This is a genomic window from Mesorhizobium sp. CA8, from assembly GCF_020164955.1.
Taxonomy (GTDB): Bacteria; Pseudomonadota; Alphaproteobacteria; order Rhizobiales; family Rhizobiaceae; genus Mesorhizobium.
Genome location: NZ_JAIUHG010000033.1, coordinates 48,182 through 68,326 on the forward strand (window position 1 = coordinate 48,182; position 20,145 = coordinate 68,326).

16 protein-coding genes and 1 riboswitch are annotated in these 20,145 nt (G+C 63.9%); of the genes, 7 read left to right on the top strand and 9 right to left on the bottom strand.

Translation table 11 applies throughout. From position 1 onward, the window contains the following. Window positions 1-329: 329 nt before the first annotated feature. From LB553_RS27165 to mtnK, 5 genes are all read right to left on the bottom strand, one after another. The gene (locus LB553_RS27165) at window positions 330-1,031 is read right to left on the bottom strand and encodes an MgtC/SapB family protein (protein ID WP_224517888.1); all 702 of its coding nucleotides are present in this window, start codon (window positions 1,029-1,031) and stop codon (window positions 330-332) included. A gap of 419 nt (window positions 1,032-1,450) precedes the next feature. Then, the gene (fba, locus tag LB553_RS27170) at window positions 1,451-2,515 is read right to left on the bottom strand and encodes a class II fructose-bisphosphate aldolase (protein WP_224517889.1); all 1,065 of its coding nucleotides are present in this window, start codon (window positions 2,513-2,515) and stop codon (window positions 1,451-1,453) included. 160 nt (window positions 2,516-2,675) lie between these two features. Next, the gene (locus LB553_RS27175) at window positions 2,676-3,143 is read right to left on the bottom strand and encodes a 6,7-dimethyl-8-ribityllumazine synthase (RefSeq protein WP_224517890.1); all 468 of its coding nucleotides are present in this window, start codon (window positions 3,141-3,143) and stop codon (window positions 2,676-2,678) included. A gap of 80 nt (window positions 3,144-3,223) precedes the next feature. Continuing rightward, window positions 3,224-3,370, bottom strand: a riboswitch (FMN riboswitch). Between the two features lie 73 nt (window positions 3,371-3,443). Continuing rightward, the gene (mtnA, locus tag LB553_RS27180; protein WP_224517891.1) at window positions 3,444-4,538 is read right to left on the bottom strand and encodes an S-methyl-5-thioribose-1-phosphate isomerase; all 1,095 of its coding nucleotides are present in this window, start codon (window positions 4,536-4,538) and stop codon (window positions 3,444-3,446) included. Then, complete coding sequence (gene mtnK / locus LB553_RS27185; protein WP_224517892.1) at window positions 4,535-5,803, bottom strand: S-methyl-5-thioribose kinase; 1,269 nt, start codon at window positions 5,801-5,803, stop codon at window positions 4,535-4,537. The genes mtnA and mtnK overlap by 4 nt, the downstream gene beginning before the upstream one ends. Before the next feature lie 136 nt (window positions 5,804-5,939). Here mtnK and LB553_RS27190 point away from each other — a divergent pair, with 136 nt between their 5' ends. The 3 genes from LB553_RS27190 (at window position 5,940) to LB553_RS27200 (ending at window position 9,615) form a co-directional block, all read left to right on the top strand. Continuing rightward, window positions 5,940-7,451, top strand: a complete 1,512-nt coding sequence (locus LB553_RS27190; RefSeq protein ID WP_224517893.1) for a sugar ABC transporter ATP-binding protein — start codon at window positions 5,940-5,942, stop codon at window positions 7,449-7,451. A 77-nt stretch (window positions 7,452-7,528) separates the two neighbouring features. Next, entirely contained in the window at window positions 7,529-8,524 is a 996-nt protein-coding gene (locus LB553_RS27195; protein ID WP_224517907.1) for an ABC transporter permease, read from the top strand. Window positions 8,525-8,562: 38 nt separating this feature from the next. After that, window positions 8,563-9,615, top strand: coding sequence for a substrate-binding domain-containing protein (locus LB553_RS27200; protein ID WP_224517894.1), 1,053 nt, complete (start codon window positions 8,563-8,565; stop codon window positions 9,613-9,615). A gap of 74 nt (window positions 9,616-9,689) precedes the next feature. Here LB553_RS27200 and LB553_RS27205 read toward each other — a convergent pair whose 3' ends face one another. After that, complete coding sequence (locus tag LB553_RS27205; protein WP_224517895.1) at window positions 9,690-9,929, bottom strand: DUF1127 domain-containing protein; 240 nt, start codon at window positions 9,927-9,929, stop codon at window positions 9,690-9,692. A gap of 258 nt (window positions 9,930-10,187) precedes the next feature. Here LB553_RS27205 and LB553_RS27210 point away from each other — a divergent pair, with 258 nt between their 5' ends. Beyond that, a complete protein-coding gene (locus LB553_RS27210; RefSeq protein ID WP_224517896.1) occupies window positions 10,188-11,693 on the top strand; it encodes a winged helix-turn-helix domain-containing tetratricopeptide repeat protein in 1,506 nt (501 codons plus the stop codon). Between the two features lie 54 nt (window positions 11,694-11,747). Here LB553_RS27210 and LB553_RS27215 read toward each other — a convergent pair whose 3' ends face one another. From LB553_RS27215 to LB553_RS27225, 3 genes are all read right to left on the bottom strand, one after another. Then, entirely contained in the window at window positions 11,748-12,812 is a 1,065-nt protein-coding gene (locus tag LB553_RS27215) for a D-alanine--D-alanine ligase family protein (protein ID WP_224517897.1), read from the bottom strand. A gap of 224 nt (window positions 12,813-13,036) precedes the next feature. Continuing rightward, on the bottom strand, window positions 13,037-15,091 hold the full coding sequence (locus LB553_RS27220) for a bifunctional aldolase/short-chain dehydrogenase (protein WP_224517898.1): 2,055 nt from the start codon (window positions 15,089-15,091) through the stop codon (window positions 13,037-13,039). Between the two features lie 83 nt (window positions 15,092-15,174). After that, window positions 15,175-16,140, bottom strand: coding sequence for a sugar-binding transcriptional regulator (locus tag LB553_RS27225; protein WP_224517899.1), 966 nt, complete (start codon window positions 16,138-16,140; stop codon window positions 15,175-15,177). Window positions 16,141-16,344: 204 nt separating this feature from the next. On the opposite strand from LB553_RS27225, the gene LB553_RS27230 reads away from it, so the two are divergent. The 3 genes from LB553_RS27230 (at window position 16,345) to LB553_RS27240 (ending at window position 20,125) form a co-directional block, all read left to right on the top strand. After that, window positions 16,345-17,985, top strand: a complete 1,641-nt coding sequence (locus LB553_RS27230) for an acyl-CoA synthetase (protein WP_224517900.1) — start codon at window positions 16,345-16,347, stop codon at window positions 17,983-17,985. A gap of 302 nt (window positions 17,986-18,287) precedes the next feature. After that, entirely contained in the window at window positions 18,288-18,893 is a 606-nt protein-coding gene (locus tag LB553_RS27235) for a TetR family transcriptional regulator (protein WP_224517901.1), read from the top strand. A gap of 98 nt (window positions 18,894-18,991) precedes the next feature. Then, window positions 18,992-20,125 (top strand): efflux RND transporter periplasmic adaptor subunit, encoded by a 1,134-nt coding sequence (locus LB553_RS27240; protein ID WP_412033383.1) that lies wholly within the window; start codon window positions 18,992-18,994, stop codon window positions 20,123-20,125. Window positions 20,126-20,145 lie beyond the last annotated feature (20 nt).

Sequence of the window (20,145 nt, forward strand, 5' to 3'; positions counted from 1 at the left end):
GGATGCACCATAGCACATCGTGAACGCCGTTCAAGAAAAAAATGAACGGCGTTCACGTTGCCCCGAAGCGTGGTTAATAAGCGAAGAGGCAGGTATGGAAGGCAGGGCTTGTCTTCCGGCGTTCTGGGACAATCGGTTGGGGCGTTCCCCTTTCCGTCTCGGATTCGCCGGGGGGAACCTCCCTCATCTCATGGGGCGGGGAACCGCCGAGGACATCGCATCCTGCTGTCTGTCCTTGCCTCCGACAAGGGTCGTTCGTCACCGGGGCGGTGCTGGTCGGGGATCGTGGCCGCCGCGCACCGGTGTGGAAACAGGGCAGTGTGAACCCCTCAGAACGACCTCTCGCCGGTCATATCGAACCGCTCGACCGTGCAATGCTCGCCGACCACGCCCAGCACGTCGGTCGAGGGCTGGTCCGCTTCCGGCTGCTTCCATCGGATTTGGAAGGAAAACACGAAACGGTTGCCGCTGGGGTCGTGCTCCATGCTGACAAGGCGAGCCTCGTAGCCGAGCGTCCGTATCATGCCCTGGAGGTCGGGTGGGGAGTTTTTCGGCCATGAGACCGACAGGATCGCCTTGTGGTCGCGTGAAATCTTGAGGTCGACCCACTTCAAGCCCTGAAGCGTCACCAGTGTCAGCACCGTCGCGATCGCGCCGAGGCCGAACTGACCGCCGCCGAAGGCCAGCCCGATCATGGTCATGATCCACATCGTGGCGGCGGTGGTGACTCCGGTGACGAGATCGCCGCGCCGCAGGATGGCGCCGCCGCCGATGAAGCCGACACCGGTGAGCACGCCGAGCGCGAAACGCATCACGTCCATGCGCACGAAAGAGTCCGGCCCTTTGCCGGAGACATCGAGCAGCATGTTGGCCTGGATCATGGCCACACATGCCGCGAGGCCGACCAGGATTGTCGTGCGCAATCCGGCGGAGTGGCCGCGCGCTTCGCGGTTCAAGCCGATGAGAAAACCTGCGACCAGTGTCGCCAACAACCGCGCGACGAGGTCCGGCCAGGTTGGATGAAGCGGCATGTCGCAGCAAAGCGGCTCGAACATCGTCGATCAGGGCGGCCTAAGCCCCTCCGTTGCGTCCTGGAACGTTCAACTAGGCTTGGCCGCCGATGGTTCCGTGGCCGGGGGGGTTCGATCCCGGGGCGCGAACGGTCCTTCACCGGACGGCGATGCTTAGCACCGGTGCCAGCACGACGATGCCGACAAGCCCGGCGATAAAAATGATGCGGCGTGCGCGCGTGCGCAGGATGGTCTCACCCTGTCGAGCATCTTGCCCGGAATGACCCGGCCTTCCTTGTCGCGATCCTTGCTCATGAAGCGCCCCTTGCCTGGGCATGGGCGTGTCAGGGCAGGAACCGATCTGCCGGGATGCGGTTCCGCGAACCGCCCGGCTGAAAGTGTTCCCGCGACCGGATTTGGTCGGCCGCGGGAAATTTGGCTCAGCCGAATTTCGGGTCGAGGCTGCCCGACTTGTAGCGCTTGGCCATGTCGGCTAGCGGGATCGGCTTGATGTTCGGCGCGTTGCCGGCTGTGCCGAACTGCTCGAAGCGCTCCTTGCAGAGCTTCTTCATCGCCGCCATCGCCGGCGTCAGATATTTGCGCGGATCGAACTCCGACGGGTTCTCGGTCAGCACCTTGCGGATCGCGCCGGTCAGCGCCATGCGGTTGTCGGTGTCGATGTTGATCTTGCGCACGCCATGCTTGATGCCGCGCTGGATCTCTTCTACCGGCACGCCCCAGGTCGGCTTCATCTGGCCGCCATATTTGTTGATGATCTCCTGCAACTCCTCGGGTACCGAGGACGAGCCGTGCATGACCAGATGCATGTTGGGCAGGCGGCGGTGGATCTCCTCGATCACGTTCATCGCCAGCACCGCGCCATCCGGCTTGCGCGAGAATTTATAGGCGCCGTGGCTGGTGCCCATGGCGACGGCCAGCGCGTCGACATGGGTGTCGCGCACGAACTGCTCGGCCTGCACCGGATCAGTCAAAAGCTGGTCGTGGCTGATCGCGCCCTCGACGCCGTGGCCGTCTTCCTGCTCGCCGCCGCCGCTCTCCAGGGAGCCGAGCACACCGATCTCGCCTTCCACCGAAACGCCGCCCCAATGCGCCATATCGACGACACGGCGCGTGATGCCGGAATTATAGGCGTAGTCGGCCGGCGACTTGCCGTCCTCCTTCAGCGAGCCGTCCATCATCACCGAAGTGAAGCCGTACTGGATGGCGGTGACGCAGGTCGCTTCGTTGTTGCCATGGTCGAGATGCATGCAGACCGGGATGTCGGGATGGATCTCGACCAGCGCGTCGATCAGCTTGGCCAGCACCACGTCATTGGCGTAGGCGCGCGCGCCGCGGCTGGCCTGCAGGATGACCGGCGACTTGGTCTCCTCGGCCGCCTCCATGATGGCGAGCCCCTGTTCCATATTGTTCATGTTGAAGGCAGGCACGCCATAGCCATGTTCGGCGGCATGGTCGAGCAATTGTCTCAGTGTGATGCGAGCCAACGAATAGTCTCCCGTATCTGGTTCGAGCCCGTGTTTGAAAAGGCAGCCCGGGCGTCGGGCGGCCTCGTTGCTTCTGGCGGGATTTCGCATCTACCGCAACCTTTCGCAGCCTTTTCGGCCGCAATTCTTGTTGCAGTGCTGAAATCAGGCGCTTTCGGACTTAGGCGGCGATCTTTTCGCGCGCGGCGAGGATCTCGACGCAGGCTTTCGCCGCTTCCTTGCCCTTCACGGCGAAATGCTCATGGAAGAAGCGGTGATGCTCGGGGCTGTCATGGTAGTTGTGAGGCGTCAGCACGGCCGACAGCACCGGCACGCCGGTCGCGAGCTGCACATTCATCATCCCGTCGATGACCGCGCGCGCCACAAAGTCGTGGCGATAGATGCCGCCATTGACGACGAAGGCGGTGCCGAGGATCGCGGCGTAGCGACCGGTCTCTGCAAGCGTCTTGGCATGCAGCGGGATTTCGTAGGCGCCCGGCACGTCGAAGACCTCGACGGCGAAGCCGCCGAGCGCGGCAAGCTCCGCCTCGAAGGCCTGCACGCATTGGTCGACGATATCGGCATGCCAGCGCGCTCGGATGACGGCGACATGACGGACAGTAGGGTCTTTGGGGAAATGCTGATTCATGGGTCCTTCCTTCCGTTTCGAACCAGAATCAGGACGCACGACGCAAAAAACACCGCCCGCGCGAGCGGACCGTCTCCTGCGATCGTTCTCTTCCATCCGGACTGTAACCGTCGGCTCCGGAATCGCACCGGATCTGCTGACCCTTCCGATAGGCCGGAAGGCGCTCGCGGGCTTGAGCCGAGGCTCTTACCGCCGGTGGGGACTTTCACCCCGCCCTGAGAACTTTGACGCGGGTTTTATGGGAGAGCAGGGTGGTGCTGTCAATTGGCGACTAGCTAATCTGCCCCATGAGAGGGGAGATTAGCTGCGCTCGGGAAACATCGCCTTCAGCCCTTCGCGCGAGGCCTTGGCCACGCCGCGCTCGGTGATCAGCCCGGTCACCAGTCTTGCCGGCGTCACGTCGAAGGCCGGGTTGGCCGCTGGCGTCGCATCCGGCGAGACGCGCACCTGCGCGACCTTTCCGTCGGCCATCTTGCCCCATACCAGCGAAACCTCGTCGCCGGAGCGCTCCTCGATCGGGATTTCCTTCAGCCCGTCGGCCACGGTCCAGTCGATGGTGGGCGAGGGCAGCGCGACATAGAAGGGCACGTCGTTGTCGGCGGCGGCCAGCGCCTTCAGATAGGTGCCGATCTTGTTGCAGACATCGCCATTGGCGGTCGTGCGATCGGTGCCGACGATCACCATGTCGATGTCGCCATGCTGCATCAGATGGCCGCCGGCATTGTCGACGATCAGTGTGTGCGGCACGCCGTGCCCGGCCATCTCCCAGGCGGTCAGCTGGGCGCCCTGGTTGCGGGGCCTGGTCTCGTCGACATAGACATGCACTGGAATGCCGGCTTCTGTCGCCAGGTAGATCGGCGCGGTGGCGGTGCCGTAGTCGACCGTCGCCAGCCAGCCCGCATTGCAATGGGTGAGGATGTTGACGCTCTCGCCCGGCTTCTTCTTCGCCGCGATCTGCCTGATGATCGCAAGCCCGTTTTCGCCGATGGCGCGGTTCAGCCCGACATCCTCATCGGCGATCTCCGCGGCCCGCCTGTAGGCCGCTTCAGCGCGTTCCTCCGGCGCGAGCGGCTTCAGGTACCGGCGCATCTCGTCCAGTGCCCAGCGCAGATTGATAGCCGTCGGCCGTGTCTTGTGCAGCGTCTCCCATACCGTGTCGAGCGCTTCGTCCGACGGATCGTCCATCATCTGGACGGCGACGCCATAGGCTGCGGTGACGCCGATCAGCGGCGCGCCGCGCACCCACATGTCGCGGATCGCGGTGGCGATGCCGGCGACGCTTCCGATCTTTTCGATGCGGAACTCATGCGGCAGCCAGCGCTGGTCGATGATCTCGACCGAGCGCTTGTCGTCGCTGAGCCAGATGGTGCGGTAGTGGCGTTCGCCGACGTTCAAAGGCTCTTCTCCTGTTCGATCCGCGCGGCCAGATTGTTGACCTCGTCGATGCTGTGGATCTGGCGTCGGTTGACGGCGATATGGCGTCCGAAGCGCAAAGCCTTGGCCTCACATCTGGCGCGCAAATCGGCATTGGCAATGGTCTCGAAATCGGCATTGTGGGCCAGCCCAAGGATGCGCCGGTGTATCTCGATGCCGGCAAAGCCGAGCAGGTCGGTCCAGATCGAATGCAGCATGTGGTCGAGCGCCTGTTCGGAGCCGAGCAGGTCGCCCTGATCCTCGAACAGGCTACTCTGGTAGAGAATGCCGCTGCGCTCGGTCCGCCACAGATGCGAGAACTCGGCGCGGAAGGTCGCCCAGGTCTCGGCCGTGACGCCGAGCAGATAGGCGCGCATCGAGGAGCGGCTGCCCTTCTCCTCGTGGCCGCGCTGCGAGAAGAACGCCATCCAGAAATTGGCAAGAAGCATCCCGACGTCGAAGGCGATCGGGCCGTAGAAAGCGAATTCCGGATCGATCATCCGGGTCTCGCTGTCGGTCACCATGATCGAGCCGGAATGCAGATCGCCATGCAGCAGCGTCTCGGCATTGGCGGCGAAGAGATGCTTCAGCCGCTGCGCCTCGACCTTGAGATCGCGGTCGGCGCGCAGTTCGGCGACCAGTCCGTCGAGCTGCGGCGAGGTATGCCGGTTCATCTTGGCGTCGAAATAAGGGTCGGAGAACACCAGGTTCTCGGTGATGTCGCAGAGCTCGACATTGTCGGCGAACAGCGCCAGGTCGGCCTTGCGCTCCCTCGTTACCATCGACAGATCCGAGCCGCGGAACAGCGTGCGGGCCATGAACAGGCCGATGTCGCGCGCGATATTCGGCAATTCGCGGCCGTCGATCAGCGCCCGCCGCAAGATGACGTGCGGCGGCGCCAGATACTCCATCACGATCAACGCCTGGGTCTCGTCGAAATGGTAGATCGCCGGTACCGAGCCGGGCGCACGGCGCTCCTGCCTGGTCAGCGCATGATATTCAAAGAAGGAGCGTTTGAGCGGCAGCGGCCAGCTGTCGCCGACCAGCCGCACATAGGGCAGCGCCTGCTTGACCACCGCGGCACCCTTGTCGCCTTCGACGATGAAGACGAGGTTGAGATTGCCATCGCCGACCTCCTGTACCTTCCAGCGGCTGGTGTCCTTGCCGATGCGCTCCGTCAGGGCCGCGGTGTCGCCAAGGCGCTTCGGCAGCGTTTCCACCGATAATGCTTCGAACTTCCCGGTCATGCTCTCCCTCCTGCACGTGGTTTCCGACGATAGCGGAGCCACGGCGGCGGGGCCAAGCTAGGAAGCACGCTGGCAAATGTCAATCGTGTTGACAATTGCCGAATGAGCCCATAGCGTCATGATCCGGGAGGAACGGATGGGCGCAGATGCCGTGTTCCATGTGGACGGCCTGAGGAAATCCTTCGGCCAGAACGAGGTGCTTGGCGGCATCTCGCTCGACCTGTTTGCGGGCGAGGTGACCGTGCTCATGGGCGCCAACGGCGCCGGCAAATCCACCCTGGTCAAGATCGTCAGCGGCGTCTATGCGCGCGCTGCCGGCACGATGCGGCTCGCCGGCAAGGCCTTCGACCCGCAAACCCCCGCCGAAGCCATTCGCGCCGGCGTTGTCACCGTGCACCAGAACATCAATGACGGCGTCGTCGCCGACCTCGACGTCGCCACCAATCTGACGCTCGACCGGCTGAGCGGCAAAGGCGCGTCGTTGCTTTTCAAGCCTGCCAATGTCCGAGCCGAAGCCAGGGCTGTCGCCGACCGCATGGGGCTCGTCATCGACCTCAAGGCGCGCGTCAGCGACTTGTCGTTGGCGGATCGGCAGATGGTGGCCATCGCCCGCGCCATGGCGCATCGGCCCAAGGTCCTGATCCTCGACGAGCCGACCTCTTCGCTGTCGAGCGCCGAGGCCGACCGGCTGTTCTCGCTCATCGACCGGCTGCGCGGGCAGGGCGTTGCCATCCTTTATATCTCGCACCGCATGTCCGACATCAGGCGGCTGGCCGACCGCATCGTGTCGATGCGCGACGGCATCGTCTCCGGCGTCTTCGACCGGAAGCCGCTCGACTATGAGGGCGCGGTCAACGCCATGCTCGGCCGCAAGATCCATCTCGACAAGGTGGTTGCAAGAAGCTCGGCCCGAGCCGTCTTCACCGCCGAAGGCCTGCGGCTGGCGCAAGGTTCGCGGCCGATCTCGATGACGCTCGGCGCCGGGGAGGTGGTGGCGATCACCGGCCTGGTCGGCGTCGGCAAGACGGCTTTGGCGGAAACGCTGTTCGGCGTGCGCAGGCCGCTTGCCGGCACCATGCACATGGACGGCAAGCCCTACGCGCCGGGCTCGGCGCGCGAGGCGATCGCCGCCGGCGTCTTCCTGGTCGCCAAGGACCGCGCCGCGAGCGGCATCGTTGGCGGCTTCAACATCGAACGCAACATCAGCCTGCCGTTCCTCAAGCGCATGTCGGGCTTCGGCGTCATGAGGAAGCGCGCCGAGCGCATCGCCGCCCGCCGCCAGATCGACGAGCTCGGCATCGTCTGCCGCTCGGAGAAGGACGAACTCTCCGCGCTGTCCGGCGGCAACCAGCAGAAGGTGATGGTGGCGCGCTGGATGTCGCAGGCCTCGCGCCTCTTCATCCTCGACGAGCCTTTCCAGGGTGTCGACATTTCGGCGCGTCGCGACATCGCCGCCAAGCTGAGGGCAAGCGCCGACGGCCGCGCGACGCTGATCTTTGTTACCGAGCTCGACGAGGCGCTGGAGACCGCCGACCGCATCCTGGTGATGTCGGAACACACGATCGTCGGCGAGCACCGCAACGATGACATCGATCTCGACCGGCTGCTGGCGGAAGTGGCTGGCGGACCGCTTCACAGCGCGGCGTGAGATCGCAGGATGACGAGACCCGGAGTGCAGGCATGAGTTCCAGTTTGGCGGGCAAGGCAACGGCGCGGGAGCGTTCGATGACACTGCGCGACTACGCCATCCGCTACGGCTTCATCGTCCTGCTGGTCGGGCTGATTGCCTATTTCGCAGTTGCCGCCGATGGTTTTGCGTCGCCTCAGAGCGCCGTCTTCATCTTCCAGTCGGTGGCCATCACCGGCGTGCTGGCGCTCGGCGTCACCGCGACGCTCGTCGTCGGCGGCTTCGACCTGTCGATCGGCTCGGTCGCCACCAGCGCCATGATGGCGGCATCCTATGCCATGGTCGTGCTGGAGCAGAACGCGATCGTCGCCGTCATCGCTTGCCTTGTCATCGGCGTCATCGTCGGCCTGATCAATGGCTGGCTGATCGTCTATATGCGCGTGCCCGACCTGCTGGCCACGCTCGGGATGATGTTCCTGCTACTCGGCCTGCAGCGCATTCCGACGGAAGGCCGCTCGATCGCCACCGGCATGACCATGCCCGACGGCTCGGTCGCCAACGGCAAGTTTTCGGAAGCCTTCCTGGCGCTTGGCCGCCACCGCATCGACTTCTTCATTCCGAACCTGATCCCGGTCTCGGTCGTCGTGCTCGTCGTGCTCGCGGCGCTGATCTGGTTTTTCCTCGAATACACCCGTTTCGGCCGCATGATGTATGCCGTGGGCAGCAACGAGAGGGCGGCCGAACTCGCCGGCGCGCCTGTCAAGGCATACAAAATCTGGGCTTATGTCATTTCGGGAGTTTTTGCCTCGATCGGCGGGATTTTGCTCGCCGCCCGGCTTGGACGCGGCGACATCGCCTCGGGTAATAATCTGTTGCTCGACGCTGTCGCCGCCGCGCTTATCGGCTACGCGGTGCTCGGCGCCGCCAAGCCCAACGCCTTCGGCACGGCCGTCGGTGCGGTGTTCGTCGGCGTCCTGCTGCAAGGCCTCACGATGATGAACGCCCCTTACTACACGCAGGATTTCGTCAAGGGCGCGGTGCTTGTCGTCGCCCTTGTCTTCACCTTCGCCCTTTCCGGCAGGGGCAAGAGATAGTTTCGACCGGGCATTAAGACAAAACGGAGGAAAACGAAGTGAGCATCACAAGAAGACTTTTGGGAAAGGCGGCACTCGGCCTCGCCGGCGCGGCGCTGCTGATGCAGGGCACGGCATTGGCTGCGGACCGCCCGGCGCCGTTCGACAAGCCCGGCGTCAAGATCGCGCTGGTGCGCTATCTGTCGACAGGCGACTTCTTCCAGGCCTATCTCTCCGGCGTCGAGGCGCAGGCCAAGGCGCTCGGCGTCGACCTGCGCGTGCTGGACAGCCGCCAGGATGCCGCGCTCCAGGCCGACATGGTCGACCAGGCGATCGCGCTTGGCGTGCAGGGCATCATCATCCAGCACGGCCTGACGGAATCGATGAAGGACGCCGCCCAGCGCGCGGTCGATGCCGGCATCAAGGTCGTCGCCTTCGACGTCAATGTCGAGAACCCGAAGATCCCGCAGATCGAGCAGTCGGACAAAGACCTCGCCAAGCTGGCGCTCGAGCAGGCGGTCAAGGATAATGGCGAGAGCTGGAAGGCCGGCTATGTCTATGTTGCCGGCATCGCTCCGCTCGACCGCCGCAACGAGACCTGGGTGGAGGTGAAGAAGAAATATTCGGGCATCAGCGAGGTCGCGCAATTCGGTACGCTCGACAATCCGATCGCCAACTCCGTCGCCAATCAGGCGCGCTCGGTGCTGCAGGCGCATCCCGACATCAACGTGATGTTCGCCCCCTATGACGAGTTCGCCAAGGGTGTGAAGATCGCCGTCGATGAGGCCGGGCTGAACAAGAAGATCAAGATCTATTCGGCCGACATCTCGACCTCGGACATCGCCGCGATGCGCGAACCGGACAGCGCCTGGGCGGCGACCGCCGCCACCAATCCCGCGGTGGTCGGCCAGGTCTCGGTGCGCGCGCTGGCGCAGCTGCTTGCCGGGGAGGATCCCGGCCACAACGTCATCGTGCCGCCGACGCTGATCACCCAGAAGGAGCTGATCGACAAGGACATCAAGAACATGGAAGACCTGTCGGCCAAGCTGCCGCAATTCGCCCATGCCGACGTCGCGATGCCTGCCTGGATGCCGAACCCGAACGCCAAGTAAGGTTCTGGCTGTTTCTGATGAAGAGAGCGGTCCAATGGGCCGCTCTCTGTCTTTTCAGCCGGTCCGAGGCGGTCTTATCGCTGCCAGAAGGGCAGCTTGGCGATCTCCGCCTCGACCTCTTTCCTCGTCAGCCCGATGTCGTCGATCAGATGCGGATTGTCTGTCGCCATGCGCTTGAGCTCGAAGCGGAAATAGGCCTGCTTGCGGCGCTCGGCGATGAGGCTGCGCAAAGCTGAGAGGCCGTAGCGCCGGCGGCCCTTCATCTCGGCTGAGCGTGCCGCCAAAGGTGCGCAAGGCGCAAGGATATTGTTCATGGCAACCTCCATGCGGTAGAGGGTTTGAGGACCCGTGACCTGATTGAGATTGCAGTGTGCCGCAGCCGGCTGGCGGCGTAATTAAGCCCTCCCAAATAGTTCTCAAAACTTCCAAATCGTTAGAGCGTTTCACCATTTCACGGAAACGGCGAACCGCTCTATCCCTTTGTTTTTACGCAATTCGGACGGAGGGTTACGGCGAAGTCGCCGAACTTAACCGCTTCACAATTTTCCTGGAATTGCTCTATAGATCGCCGCATGCAGGGATCGCGCTTCGCTTTCGGACCGTTCGTGCTTGATCCGGGCGCCGGAACGCTGCTCCGGGGCGATGTTCCCATCGCCGCCAGTCACCGCGGGCTGAAGCTGCTGGAAGCGCTCGTCGCGCGTCCGGGCGAAATCCTGGCCAAGGCCGAGCTGATGGATGCAGCCTGGCCGGGCACCGCGGTCGAAGAAGGCAATCTCACCGTCCAGATCGCGCAGCTCAGGAAGCTGCTTGGCCCGGCGACCGGTGGCGGCGAGTGGATCGCCACGGTGCCGCGCGTCGGCTATCGCTTCACCGGTACGGTTGAACAGCCCGACGCTACGCGCAAACCCTTGCCGCTGCCCGACAAGCCGTCGATCGCTGTGCTGCCCTTCGTCAATCTGAGCAGCGATCCCGAGCAGGATTCTTTCGCCGACGGCCTGACCGAAGACCTGATCACCGATCTCTCCCGGATCCCGGGCCTCTTCGTCATCGCGCGCAACTCGGTCTTTGCCTACAAGGGCAAGGCCATGGACGTGCGCGCCATCGCCGGGGAACTCGGCGTGCGCTACCTGCTGGAGGGCAGCGCCAGGCGTGCCGCTGGGCGCGTGCGCATCAACGCGCAGCTGATTGACGCGCTGAGCGGCGAGCATCTCTGGGCGGAGCGTTTCGATCGCAGCCTTGAGGACATTTTCGCCGTTCAGGACGAGGCGACGGCCAAGATCGTCGAGGCGCTGCTCGGGCGGCTGCGCGCGCTGCCGGAGCGCAACCGGCCGAAGAACCTCGAAGCCTATGATCTCGTCGTGCGGGCGCGAAAACTGTTCGACGAGTCACCGCAAATGGCGCGCGAAGCGCATCTGATGCTGACGCGCGCGATCTCGCTCGATCCCGACTACGCGGAGGCCTATCGCTGGCTCGCCATGAACCACTGGATGGACTGGGTGCATTGGGGCGAGCCATTCGAGCCCACCCGCAGCACGGCCCTGGAACTGGCGCGCAAGGCCGTGGCGATCGACCCGAACGATGCCGGCTGCCGCTGGGTGCTGGCTAATTTGCTCGCCTATGAACGCGATTTCGAACAGGCCGAAATTGAGTTCGCGAAGGCGATCGAGCTCGATCCGAACGAGGCCGATATTTGGGCGACCCTGTCCGACATCGAGGTGCTGGCCGGGCAGGTGGACTTGAGTCTCGAACACATCCGCAAGGCGTTCCGGCTGAACCCGTTTCCGCCGAGCTGGTATTATTTGACGCTCGGCCAGGCGCAGTATGCGGCTCGCGACTACGAAGCCGCCGTCGAGACGCTGCGCCGCGACGAGACGTACCGCACCTCCTCGCGCCGCTTCCTCGCGGCAAGCCTGGCGCAGCTCGGCCGTCTCGACGAGGCGCGCACCGAGGTCGCGCTGTTCCTCGTCGGCAATCCGCATTTCTCCACGCAGCGCTGGGTCGAGACGGAGCCGTTTCGTGACGACGCGACGCTTGAGCATTTCGTCGACGGCTTCCGCAAGGCTGGCCTGCCGGAGTGACGCGGCGACATGGCCAACTGGCCGCTGCGGAGATTTCGTATCCTCAGGTCTTTTTCACCGGCCGGCGCGCGCCAGCCCATGCGCCACCAGACGGTCGATGACCTCCGGATAGCTGACGCCGCTCGCCGCCATGGCCTTGGCGTACATGCTGATGTTGGTGAAGCCGGGAATGGTGTTGAGTTCGTTGATCAGAAAATTCATGTCCGGCATCAGGAAGAAGTCGACGCGGGCCATGCCATCGCAGCCGAGCGCCCTGAACGCCCTTGCGGCCATATCGCGCATGGCATCCTCGACCTCCTGCGGCAGCTCGGCTGGCACAATCAAGGCCGCGCCATTCTCGTCGATATATTTGGCGTTGTAGTCGTAGAAACCGTGGCTCTCCGCGGGCACGATCTCGCCCGGCCGCGAGACGAAGAGTTCGCCCGCGGGGCTCTCCAGCACGCTGTATTCGATCTCGCGGCCACGGACGAATTCCTCCGCCAGCAGCTTGCGATCATGCTGGAAGGCTTCGGTCAGGGCCCGATCGAATTCCTGGCTGGCGTTGACCTTTGCGACGCCGACCGACGAGCCCTGCCGCGCCGGCTTGATGAACAGCGGCAGGCCAAGCTGGTCTTCCAGTTCGGCGAGCGAAGGCGCCGCACCTTCACCGATCGTCACCGAGCGCGCCACAGGCAGTCCGGCCGCCTTCAGCAGCCGCTTGGCAATATCCTTGTCGAGCGCCGTCGCGGAACCCAGTATGCCGCAGCCGGCGAGCGGCACGCGTGCCACCTCGGCCAGGCCTTGCACCGCGCCGTCCTCGCCATGCAGACCGTGCAGGACCGGAAACAGGATATCAATGGCGGGCAGGTCGTGGGGTGCCCCGCCGGCCGGGATCGCCAGCATCCGCCCATGGCCGCCCGGCACCAGGCAGAGCTGCGTGCCGGCCGACGGCGTCGCCAGCGCGCCATCCTCGAAGCGGCTCTGCAGCCATTGCCCTTCGCGGGTGACGAAGATCGGAACGGCATCGTATTTCGCCGGCTCCAAGGCAGCCATGACGTTGGTTGCTGAAAGCAGCGATACTTCATGCTCGGCGGAGCGCCCGCCGAAGAGCACGCCAATACGAAGTCTTTTCGCCGCCATCTGGAGCTCCACCAATGATCAGGGTTGGAGCCCCGCATGCTAAACACGAGGCGCCCTTAAACTGGCTGAGCAATACGCGAAGGATTGGTGTGGATTTTGACGGGTTCGAGCAGTTCCTCAGCAGAAGCGTGAAAAGCCTCGATCCCAAACTGCGTCAACCAGGGACATGGAGCGGCTCTTCGTTTTCACGAAACGAAGGACCGCTCCAAGGCATGCCTAAATGTTCAGCGCAACGCTGCCGCGATGTTGCCGCCGTCCACTGTCGTCACATTCGCCGTGGTGCGCTCGGCCAGCGCCTGATGCAGGAAGGCCTGCGCGACGTCGTCGGCCGTCACTTCCTGCCCGAGCAGATTGCCGGACATGTATTCCTTTTCAGACACGCCGCGCGCGCCGGAACGGCTGGCGATCATCGCATCGGTCAGAAGACCCGAGCGGATGCGGTCGGCGTTGACCGCATTGGAGCGGATGCCGTAGGCGCCGTAGTCAAGCGCATATTGCCGCGACAGGAACAATGTCGCGGCTTTCGGGATGCCGTAGGCGCCGAATTTCGGGCCGGGATTGATCGCCTGCTTGGAGGTGTTGAAGAGGAGAACGCCGCCCGTGCCCTGTTCCAGCATGATGCGCACCGCGTTCTGCGCCGCCGACTGGTGCGCGAAGAAATTGAGCTCGAAGCTTTTGCGCAGCGTCGCGTCGTCCAATTCACCGATGCGGCCTTCCCAGGCGGCGCCGGCATTCGAGACCAGGATATCGACGCCGCCATAGACCGCGACCGCCTTGTCGAAGGCAGCGCGCATTTCGGCCGGCTTGGTGATGTCGGCGCCGACGCCGATCGAGTTGTTGCCGGCCGCCTTCGCCGCTTCCGCTGCCTTGGCTGGGTCGAGATCGACAATGACGGCATGCGCGCCATTGGCCGCGAACAGTTTTGCCGTCGCGGCGCCGATGGCGCCGGCGCCGCCGGTGATCAGCACGACCTGGCCCGTCAGCGGCTTCGGCTTGTTGGAAGCGAGCTTCGCCTGCTCGAGAGACCAGTATTCGAGCGGAAAGAGGTCGGCCTTGGAGAGCGGATGGAATTTGCCGATCGCTTCGGCGCCGCGCACCGCCTCGATCCACATCTCGCCGACATCCGACGCGATCTTGGCATCCTTCAGCGTGCGGCCATGGCCGAACATGCCGAGGCCCGGCACCAGCGTCAGGCGCGGCATCGGGTCAAGCATGGTGCGCTTGACATCGTCCAGCGCGTCATTGGTCTCGAAATAGGCGGTGTAGTCCTTGACGAAGGCATCGACATGGCTGCGGATGACAGCCTTGTAGTCGCCGAGCTTGTCGGCGTCGGGCGCCGGTACCGCCATCGGTCCGGTCTTGATGCGGATCGACAGGTCCGGGGTCGATACCCCGCGCCCGGCCAACTCGGCGATCTTGGCGGAATTGATGAAGTCGACGATCGCGTCCGAGGTGCGGAAGTCGCTGATCATGCGGTCGAAGCGGCCTTCGCCGCGCGCCACGGCAACGGCGCCGCGCAGCGTCGGCGCGATGTCGCTGGGCTTGGCGAGCTTTGCCGGCAATGCTGCCTTGGCCGGCTGCGGCTTGCCGTTTTTGGCGACATAGTCCTCGGCCATGGTCACATAGTGGATCATGCGGTCGTAGGCCTGTTTGGCATCGTCGCCGAAGGTGAAGATGCCATGCTTGTCGAGGATCAGGCCCTCGACTTTTCGGTCGGCGTCGAAGATTTCCGCCGCAGCCTTGGCGAGGTCGAAGCCCGGCTTGATGTAGGGCACGTAACCCATTTTGTCGCCGAACACCTTTTTCACCAGTGCCTTGCTGTCTTCCTGGTCTACGATGGCGAGGATCGCTGTCGAATGCGTGTGGTCGACGAACTTGTGCGGCAGGAAGGCATGAAGCAGCGTTTCGACCGACGGGTTGGGCGAGGATGGATCGATGAGGTTGGAGCGCTGCAGCGCCACCATGTCCTCGTCGGAGAGCTTGTCCAGGGAGCGCGCCTTGAGCAGCGCGCCCATTTTCACCGCCGGCAGGCCTTGCGGCTCGATGACCGCCATGTCCCAGCCGCTGCCCTTGACGCAGAGCACGTCCCATTCGTCGCCGACGAGATCGGTGGCTTTGGTCTTGCAGGAGGTGTTGCCGCCGCCATGCAGCACCAGGCGCGGCTCGCCGCCGAGCAGGCGGGTCGTGTAGACGCGCAGCGCAAGGTCGCGGCCGACGCCCTTCCTGGCATAGTCGGCAACCATCTTTTCCGCGTCGGCGTCATTCCAAAGGTTTTGCATGTCGATCCGTCCGATTCCGTCTTTTCTTGCTCATGAACAGAAGGCCGCGACGTCGTGATGACAGAAGCGGCGAGGGTGATTTTCTACGAGGCCTTTTTCGTTGCCGCGCCGGCGTGCTGAAGCAGGCGCTCGGCCATATGCGCGCCGACCACCAGATGCGTGCACAGCCCGCCGGCGATGGCCGCAAGCAGCGGCTCGAACTTGCTGTCTTCCTGCACCACCATCAGTCGCTTCTCGATGGCGCGCAGCGAGGCGAGCTCGGCTGAGATGACGCGTCGGTTGTAGCTGCAGTCTAGAATCTCGCCCCTGGCGTCGATGATCTGCCCGGCGATGACGCCGGCCGCACCCTGGCTGCGCAGCGCTTCCATCTCGGCCGGCGACAGCGCGCCGCATTTCACCAGATGGCTGTCGGCGTCGACCGCGCCGACGGAATAGAGCGCCAGATCGCAATCGGCGATGCCGGCCAGCTGATCGCGGATCACCGGCTCGGCGCGCAAGCTTTTCGCCAGCTCTTCCGTCGACAGCACCAGAGGTGCGTAGAAGTTCAGGCCCTTGGCATTGAGCCGGCGCGCGATCTCCATCGTGCACTGGTCGGGCCGATAGGAATAAGGCGCGCCGAGATTGCCGCAGAGCTGCACCACCGTGACGTCCTGCAGGTCGGCAAAGGACATGATGTCAGCGATAGTGTAGACGGTGCGGCCCCAGGCGACGCCGATGCGGTCGCCCTTCTTCGCCAGTTCGAGGAAGACGCTCGCCGCCAGCACCGCGATATCGGTCGAGGGATCGGCGAGATAGGCATTTTCCGGCGCGATCCAGACAGCATCCAGGCCGAAAGCATCCTCCAGCCGCCGCGCCATGGCGTCGTCTGTGAAGAGCTGCGTCGAGGTCGAGATGTTGACGATGCCGGTCTCGCGCGCCTTGCGCAGATACATGGCGACCGAGGCGCGTGAAATGTTGAGCTGGCTCGCCACTTCATCCTGGCGAAGGCCGTGCGCATAGTAAAGCCAGGCGGCCTTGTGGATGAGCTGTTCTGCCGGTCTGATCGCCATGCCGCCTCCTCGGCTGACATTAGTCACGGCTCTCGACAAAAGTCAAATTTGCTTGCGCGCGTCGCAATCGCCTCGCGGCGCGGCTCAATCCGGATCGCCATTCTACCAAGCCGGCGCAGCATAGCATTTTCAGCCGCGGAAGGGGGATAGCGCGGCGGCGGGCCTACGGTTAGAAAGCTCGAAAAGAACATCGGGGAGAACGGGATGGCCAATCCTTACGAACAGGATCTCGCCAGGAACGCCGCCAATCACCAACCGCTGACGCCGCTCACTTATCTTGAGCGAGCGGCCAAGACCTATCCCGACCACATCGCCATTATTCACGGCAGCCAGCGCATAACCTACCGCGGCTTCTGGCGCCGCTCGCTGAAGCTCGCCTCGGCGCTTGCGAAACATGGCATCGGCAAGGGCGATACGGTGACGGTGATGCTGTCAAACACGCCGCCGATGCTGGAAGCGCATTTCGGCGTGCCGATGGTGAAGGCGGTGCTGCATTCGCTGAACACGCGCCTGGATGCCGCCGTCATCGCTTTCCAGCTCGACCATGCCGACAGCAAGGTGCTGATCGTCGACCGCGAGTTCTCAGGCGTCGTCAAGGAGGCGCTGGCCTTGGCCAAGGCCAGGCCATTGGTCATCGACTATGACGATCCGGACTATGCCGCCGATGCGCCCTATCCGAAGGGCGAGCGGATCGGCACGCTCGACTACGAAGATTTTCTCGCCGGCGGCGATGAGGCTTTTGCCTGGTCGATGCCCGACGACGAATGGGACGCCATCTCGCTCAACTACACCTCCGGCACGACGGGCAATCCGAAGGGCGTCGTCTATCATCACCGCGGCGCGGCGCTTATGGCCTACACCAACACTATCCATGCCGGCATGGCCAAGCACGCGGTCTATCTCTGGACGCTGCCGATGTTCCATTGCAACGGCTGGTGCTTTCCCTGGACCTTGGCCGTGCAGGCCGGCACCCATGTCTGCCTGCGCTGGGTGCGGGCAAAGCCGATATATGACGCCATCGCCGATCATGGCGTCACCCATCTGTGCGGCGCGCCGATCGTCATGTCGGTGCTGATCAATGCGAAGGACGAGGACAAGCGCCAGTTCGCGCAGACCGTCACCTTCAACACCGCCGCAGCACCCCCGCCGGAGGCCGTGCTTTCCGGCATGGCCGATGCCGGCTTCGCCGTCATCCATCTCTACGGCCTGACCGAGACCTACGGCCCGGCCGTCGTCAACGAATGGCACAATGAGTGGGACGCGCTGGAGAAGGGACCGAGGACGGCGAAGAAGGCGCGCCAGGGCGTGCGCTATGCCGCGCTCGAGGGCCTCACGGTGATGAACCCGGAGACGATGGTCGAAACGCCGGCCAATGGCGAGACCATCGGCGAAGTCATGTTCCGCGGCAACATCGTCATGAAGGGCTATCTGAAGAATCGCAAGGCCACCGACGAAGCCTTCGCCGGCGGCTGGTTCCACTCCGGCGATCTCGGCGTCATGCATCCCGACGGCTACATCCAGCTCAAGGACCGCTCCAAGGACATCATCATCTCGGGCGGCGAGAACATCTCCTCCATCGAGGTCGAGGATGCGCTCTACAAGCATCCCTCGGTTGCATCCTGCGGTGTGGTTGCCCGCGCCGACGAGAAATGGGGCGAGGTGCCGGTCGCCTATGTCGAGCTGAAACCCGGCAAGACCGCGACCGAGGCCGAGATCATCGAGCATTGCCGAGGGCTGCTCGCCCGCTTTAAGGTGCCGAAGGCGGTGGTGTTCGCCGAAATCCCGAAGACCTCGACGGGGAAGATCCAGAAGTTCAGGTTGCGGGAAATGGCGAAGGGGGCGTGAGCGCAGCCCCCAGGAGTCCGACAATTTTCGCCGGCCCCTGTGAGGTCGTCATCCTAGGGTGGAGCAGTCGCGACGCGACGCGCGGAAACCCTAGTATCGATTACGCTTCGCTCTTGCTCCGCCCGTGGATGACGACGTCACAGCCGCAGTATGCAACCGGCCAACATCGCTCATCGCATGCTTGTTCCTGTCACCATCTGTCCCCAAATTATACGCGTACGTCGATTTCGCGTTGACTCCGCGCTGCTTTCGTTTTACGACTGACGAAAATTGAAATTCGTCACTCATCAAACGAAAGTGTCATGTCCGAAGCTGGCAACATCGTGGCAGACCCCGCCAGACAGGAGAATGTGACCCGCATTCTCGACTGTGCCGAGCGGCTGTTCCGCCACTACGGCTACGGCAAGACCAACGTTGCCGACATCGCCCGCGAGCTTGGCATGTCGCCGGCCAACATCTACCGCTTCTTTGCTTCCAAGGTCGAAATCCACCAGGCCGTATGCGGCCGCATGCTCGGCGCCAGCTACAACATGGCCTACGAGATCATGCACCTCCCGGTCAGCGCCGAGGAACGACTGCGCCGCTACATCCATGCCCAGTACAAGATGACGCTGGAGGTCATGCTGGACCAGGAGAAGGTGCACGAGATGGTCATCGTCGCGCTGGAGCGCGACTGGTCCGTTATCGACAAGCATGTCAACAGCATCCACGACCTCTTCGCCGAGGTGATCCGCGAGGGCATCGAGGCCGGCGAGTTCAGGGAGCAGGACCCGGAGACGGCCGCGCGCTGCTTCGGCGCCGCCACCGTCATTCTGTGCCATCCGCAAATGGTGGCGCAGTGTCTTGCTAAGACCAATCGGGCAATGCCCGACGAACTTATCGACTACGCCATCAGAGCCTTGAAATAGAAGCCGTCCGCCGGGTGCGGTCGATAAATCATCTCCAGTTCGGGAGTGCTAAGGTGTCTTTGTCCAGTTCCATCCTCCCTAGTTCCATCGTTCGAAGGCTGCCGGCCGCTGGCCTCCCAACCGCCGCCGTCATCGCAGCAGTGCTCGGCCTTGCCGGCTGCAGCCAGGAAAAGGCGGAGGTCGTCCAGGAAGTCCTCCGACCGGTGAAGGTGGTCGAGATCGGCGAGGCGCAGACCACGCGTCAGCTCGATTATTCCGGCTCGGTGCGCGCCCGCACCGAGATGAATCTCGGCTTCCGCATCGCCGGCAAGGTCACCGAGCGTCTGGTCGATATCGGGCAGCATGTGAATGAGGGCGATGTGCTCGCCCGCGTCGATCCTGCCGATTACGAGCTGTCGGTCAAGAGCGCTGCGGCCAGCCTCGACGCCGCCGAGCGCCAGGTCGAGACAGTCGACCTCGCCAGGAAGCGCGCCGAGCAACTCTATGCCAAGAATTTCGCGCCGAAGTCGCAGCTCGACCAGGCGCGACTGACCTACGACCAGGCGGTGGCAACCCGCGACGCCGCCCGCTCGGCGCTGGCCCAGGCACAGAACCAGGTTAAATACGCCGATCTGAAAGCCAGCAAGAACGGCATCGTCACCGCCATCTCCGCCGATGTCGGCCAGGTGGTCGCCGCTGGCACCCCGGTCATAACGGTCGCGGTCGACGGCGAGAAGGAAGTATCGATCGCGGTGCCGGAAATGGACATCGCCGGCTTTAAGCCCGGCAAGGAGGTCAAGGCGAGCTTCTGGTCGGAGGAAGGGCTGACGCTTGACGGAAAGGTCCGCGAGGTCGCCGGCAGCGCCGATCCGCAGTCGCGCACCTTCGCTGTCCGGGTCTCGCTGCCCAACGACCCGCGCGTGCTGCTCGGCATGACCGCCAATGTCCAGGCGACCGTCGGCAGCAAGACGCAGCTCGTCTCGATCCCGCTGACGGCGATGGCCGAGAAGGACGGCAAGCAGATCGTCTGGACGGTCGATCGCGCCTCCGACACGGTGCATCCGCGTCCGATCAAGGTGGCCAATTTCACCGTCGACGGCGTTGCCGTTGCCGACGGCCTGAAACAGGGCGACGTCGTGGTCGCGGCCGGCACCCAGTTCATGACCGACAATCTGAAGGTCAAGCTTTCCGGCGACGCCCAGCAATCCGCCTCGGCGGAGAACGACGTCGCTACGACCGGCAGCCTGCACTGATGCTTGTCGCCCAAAAGTGC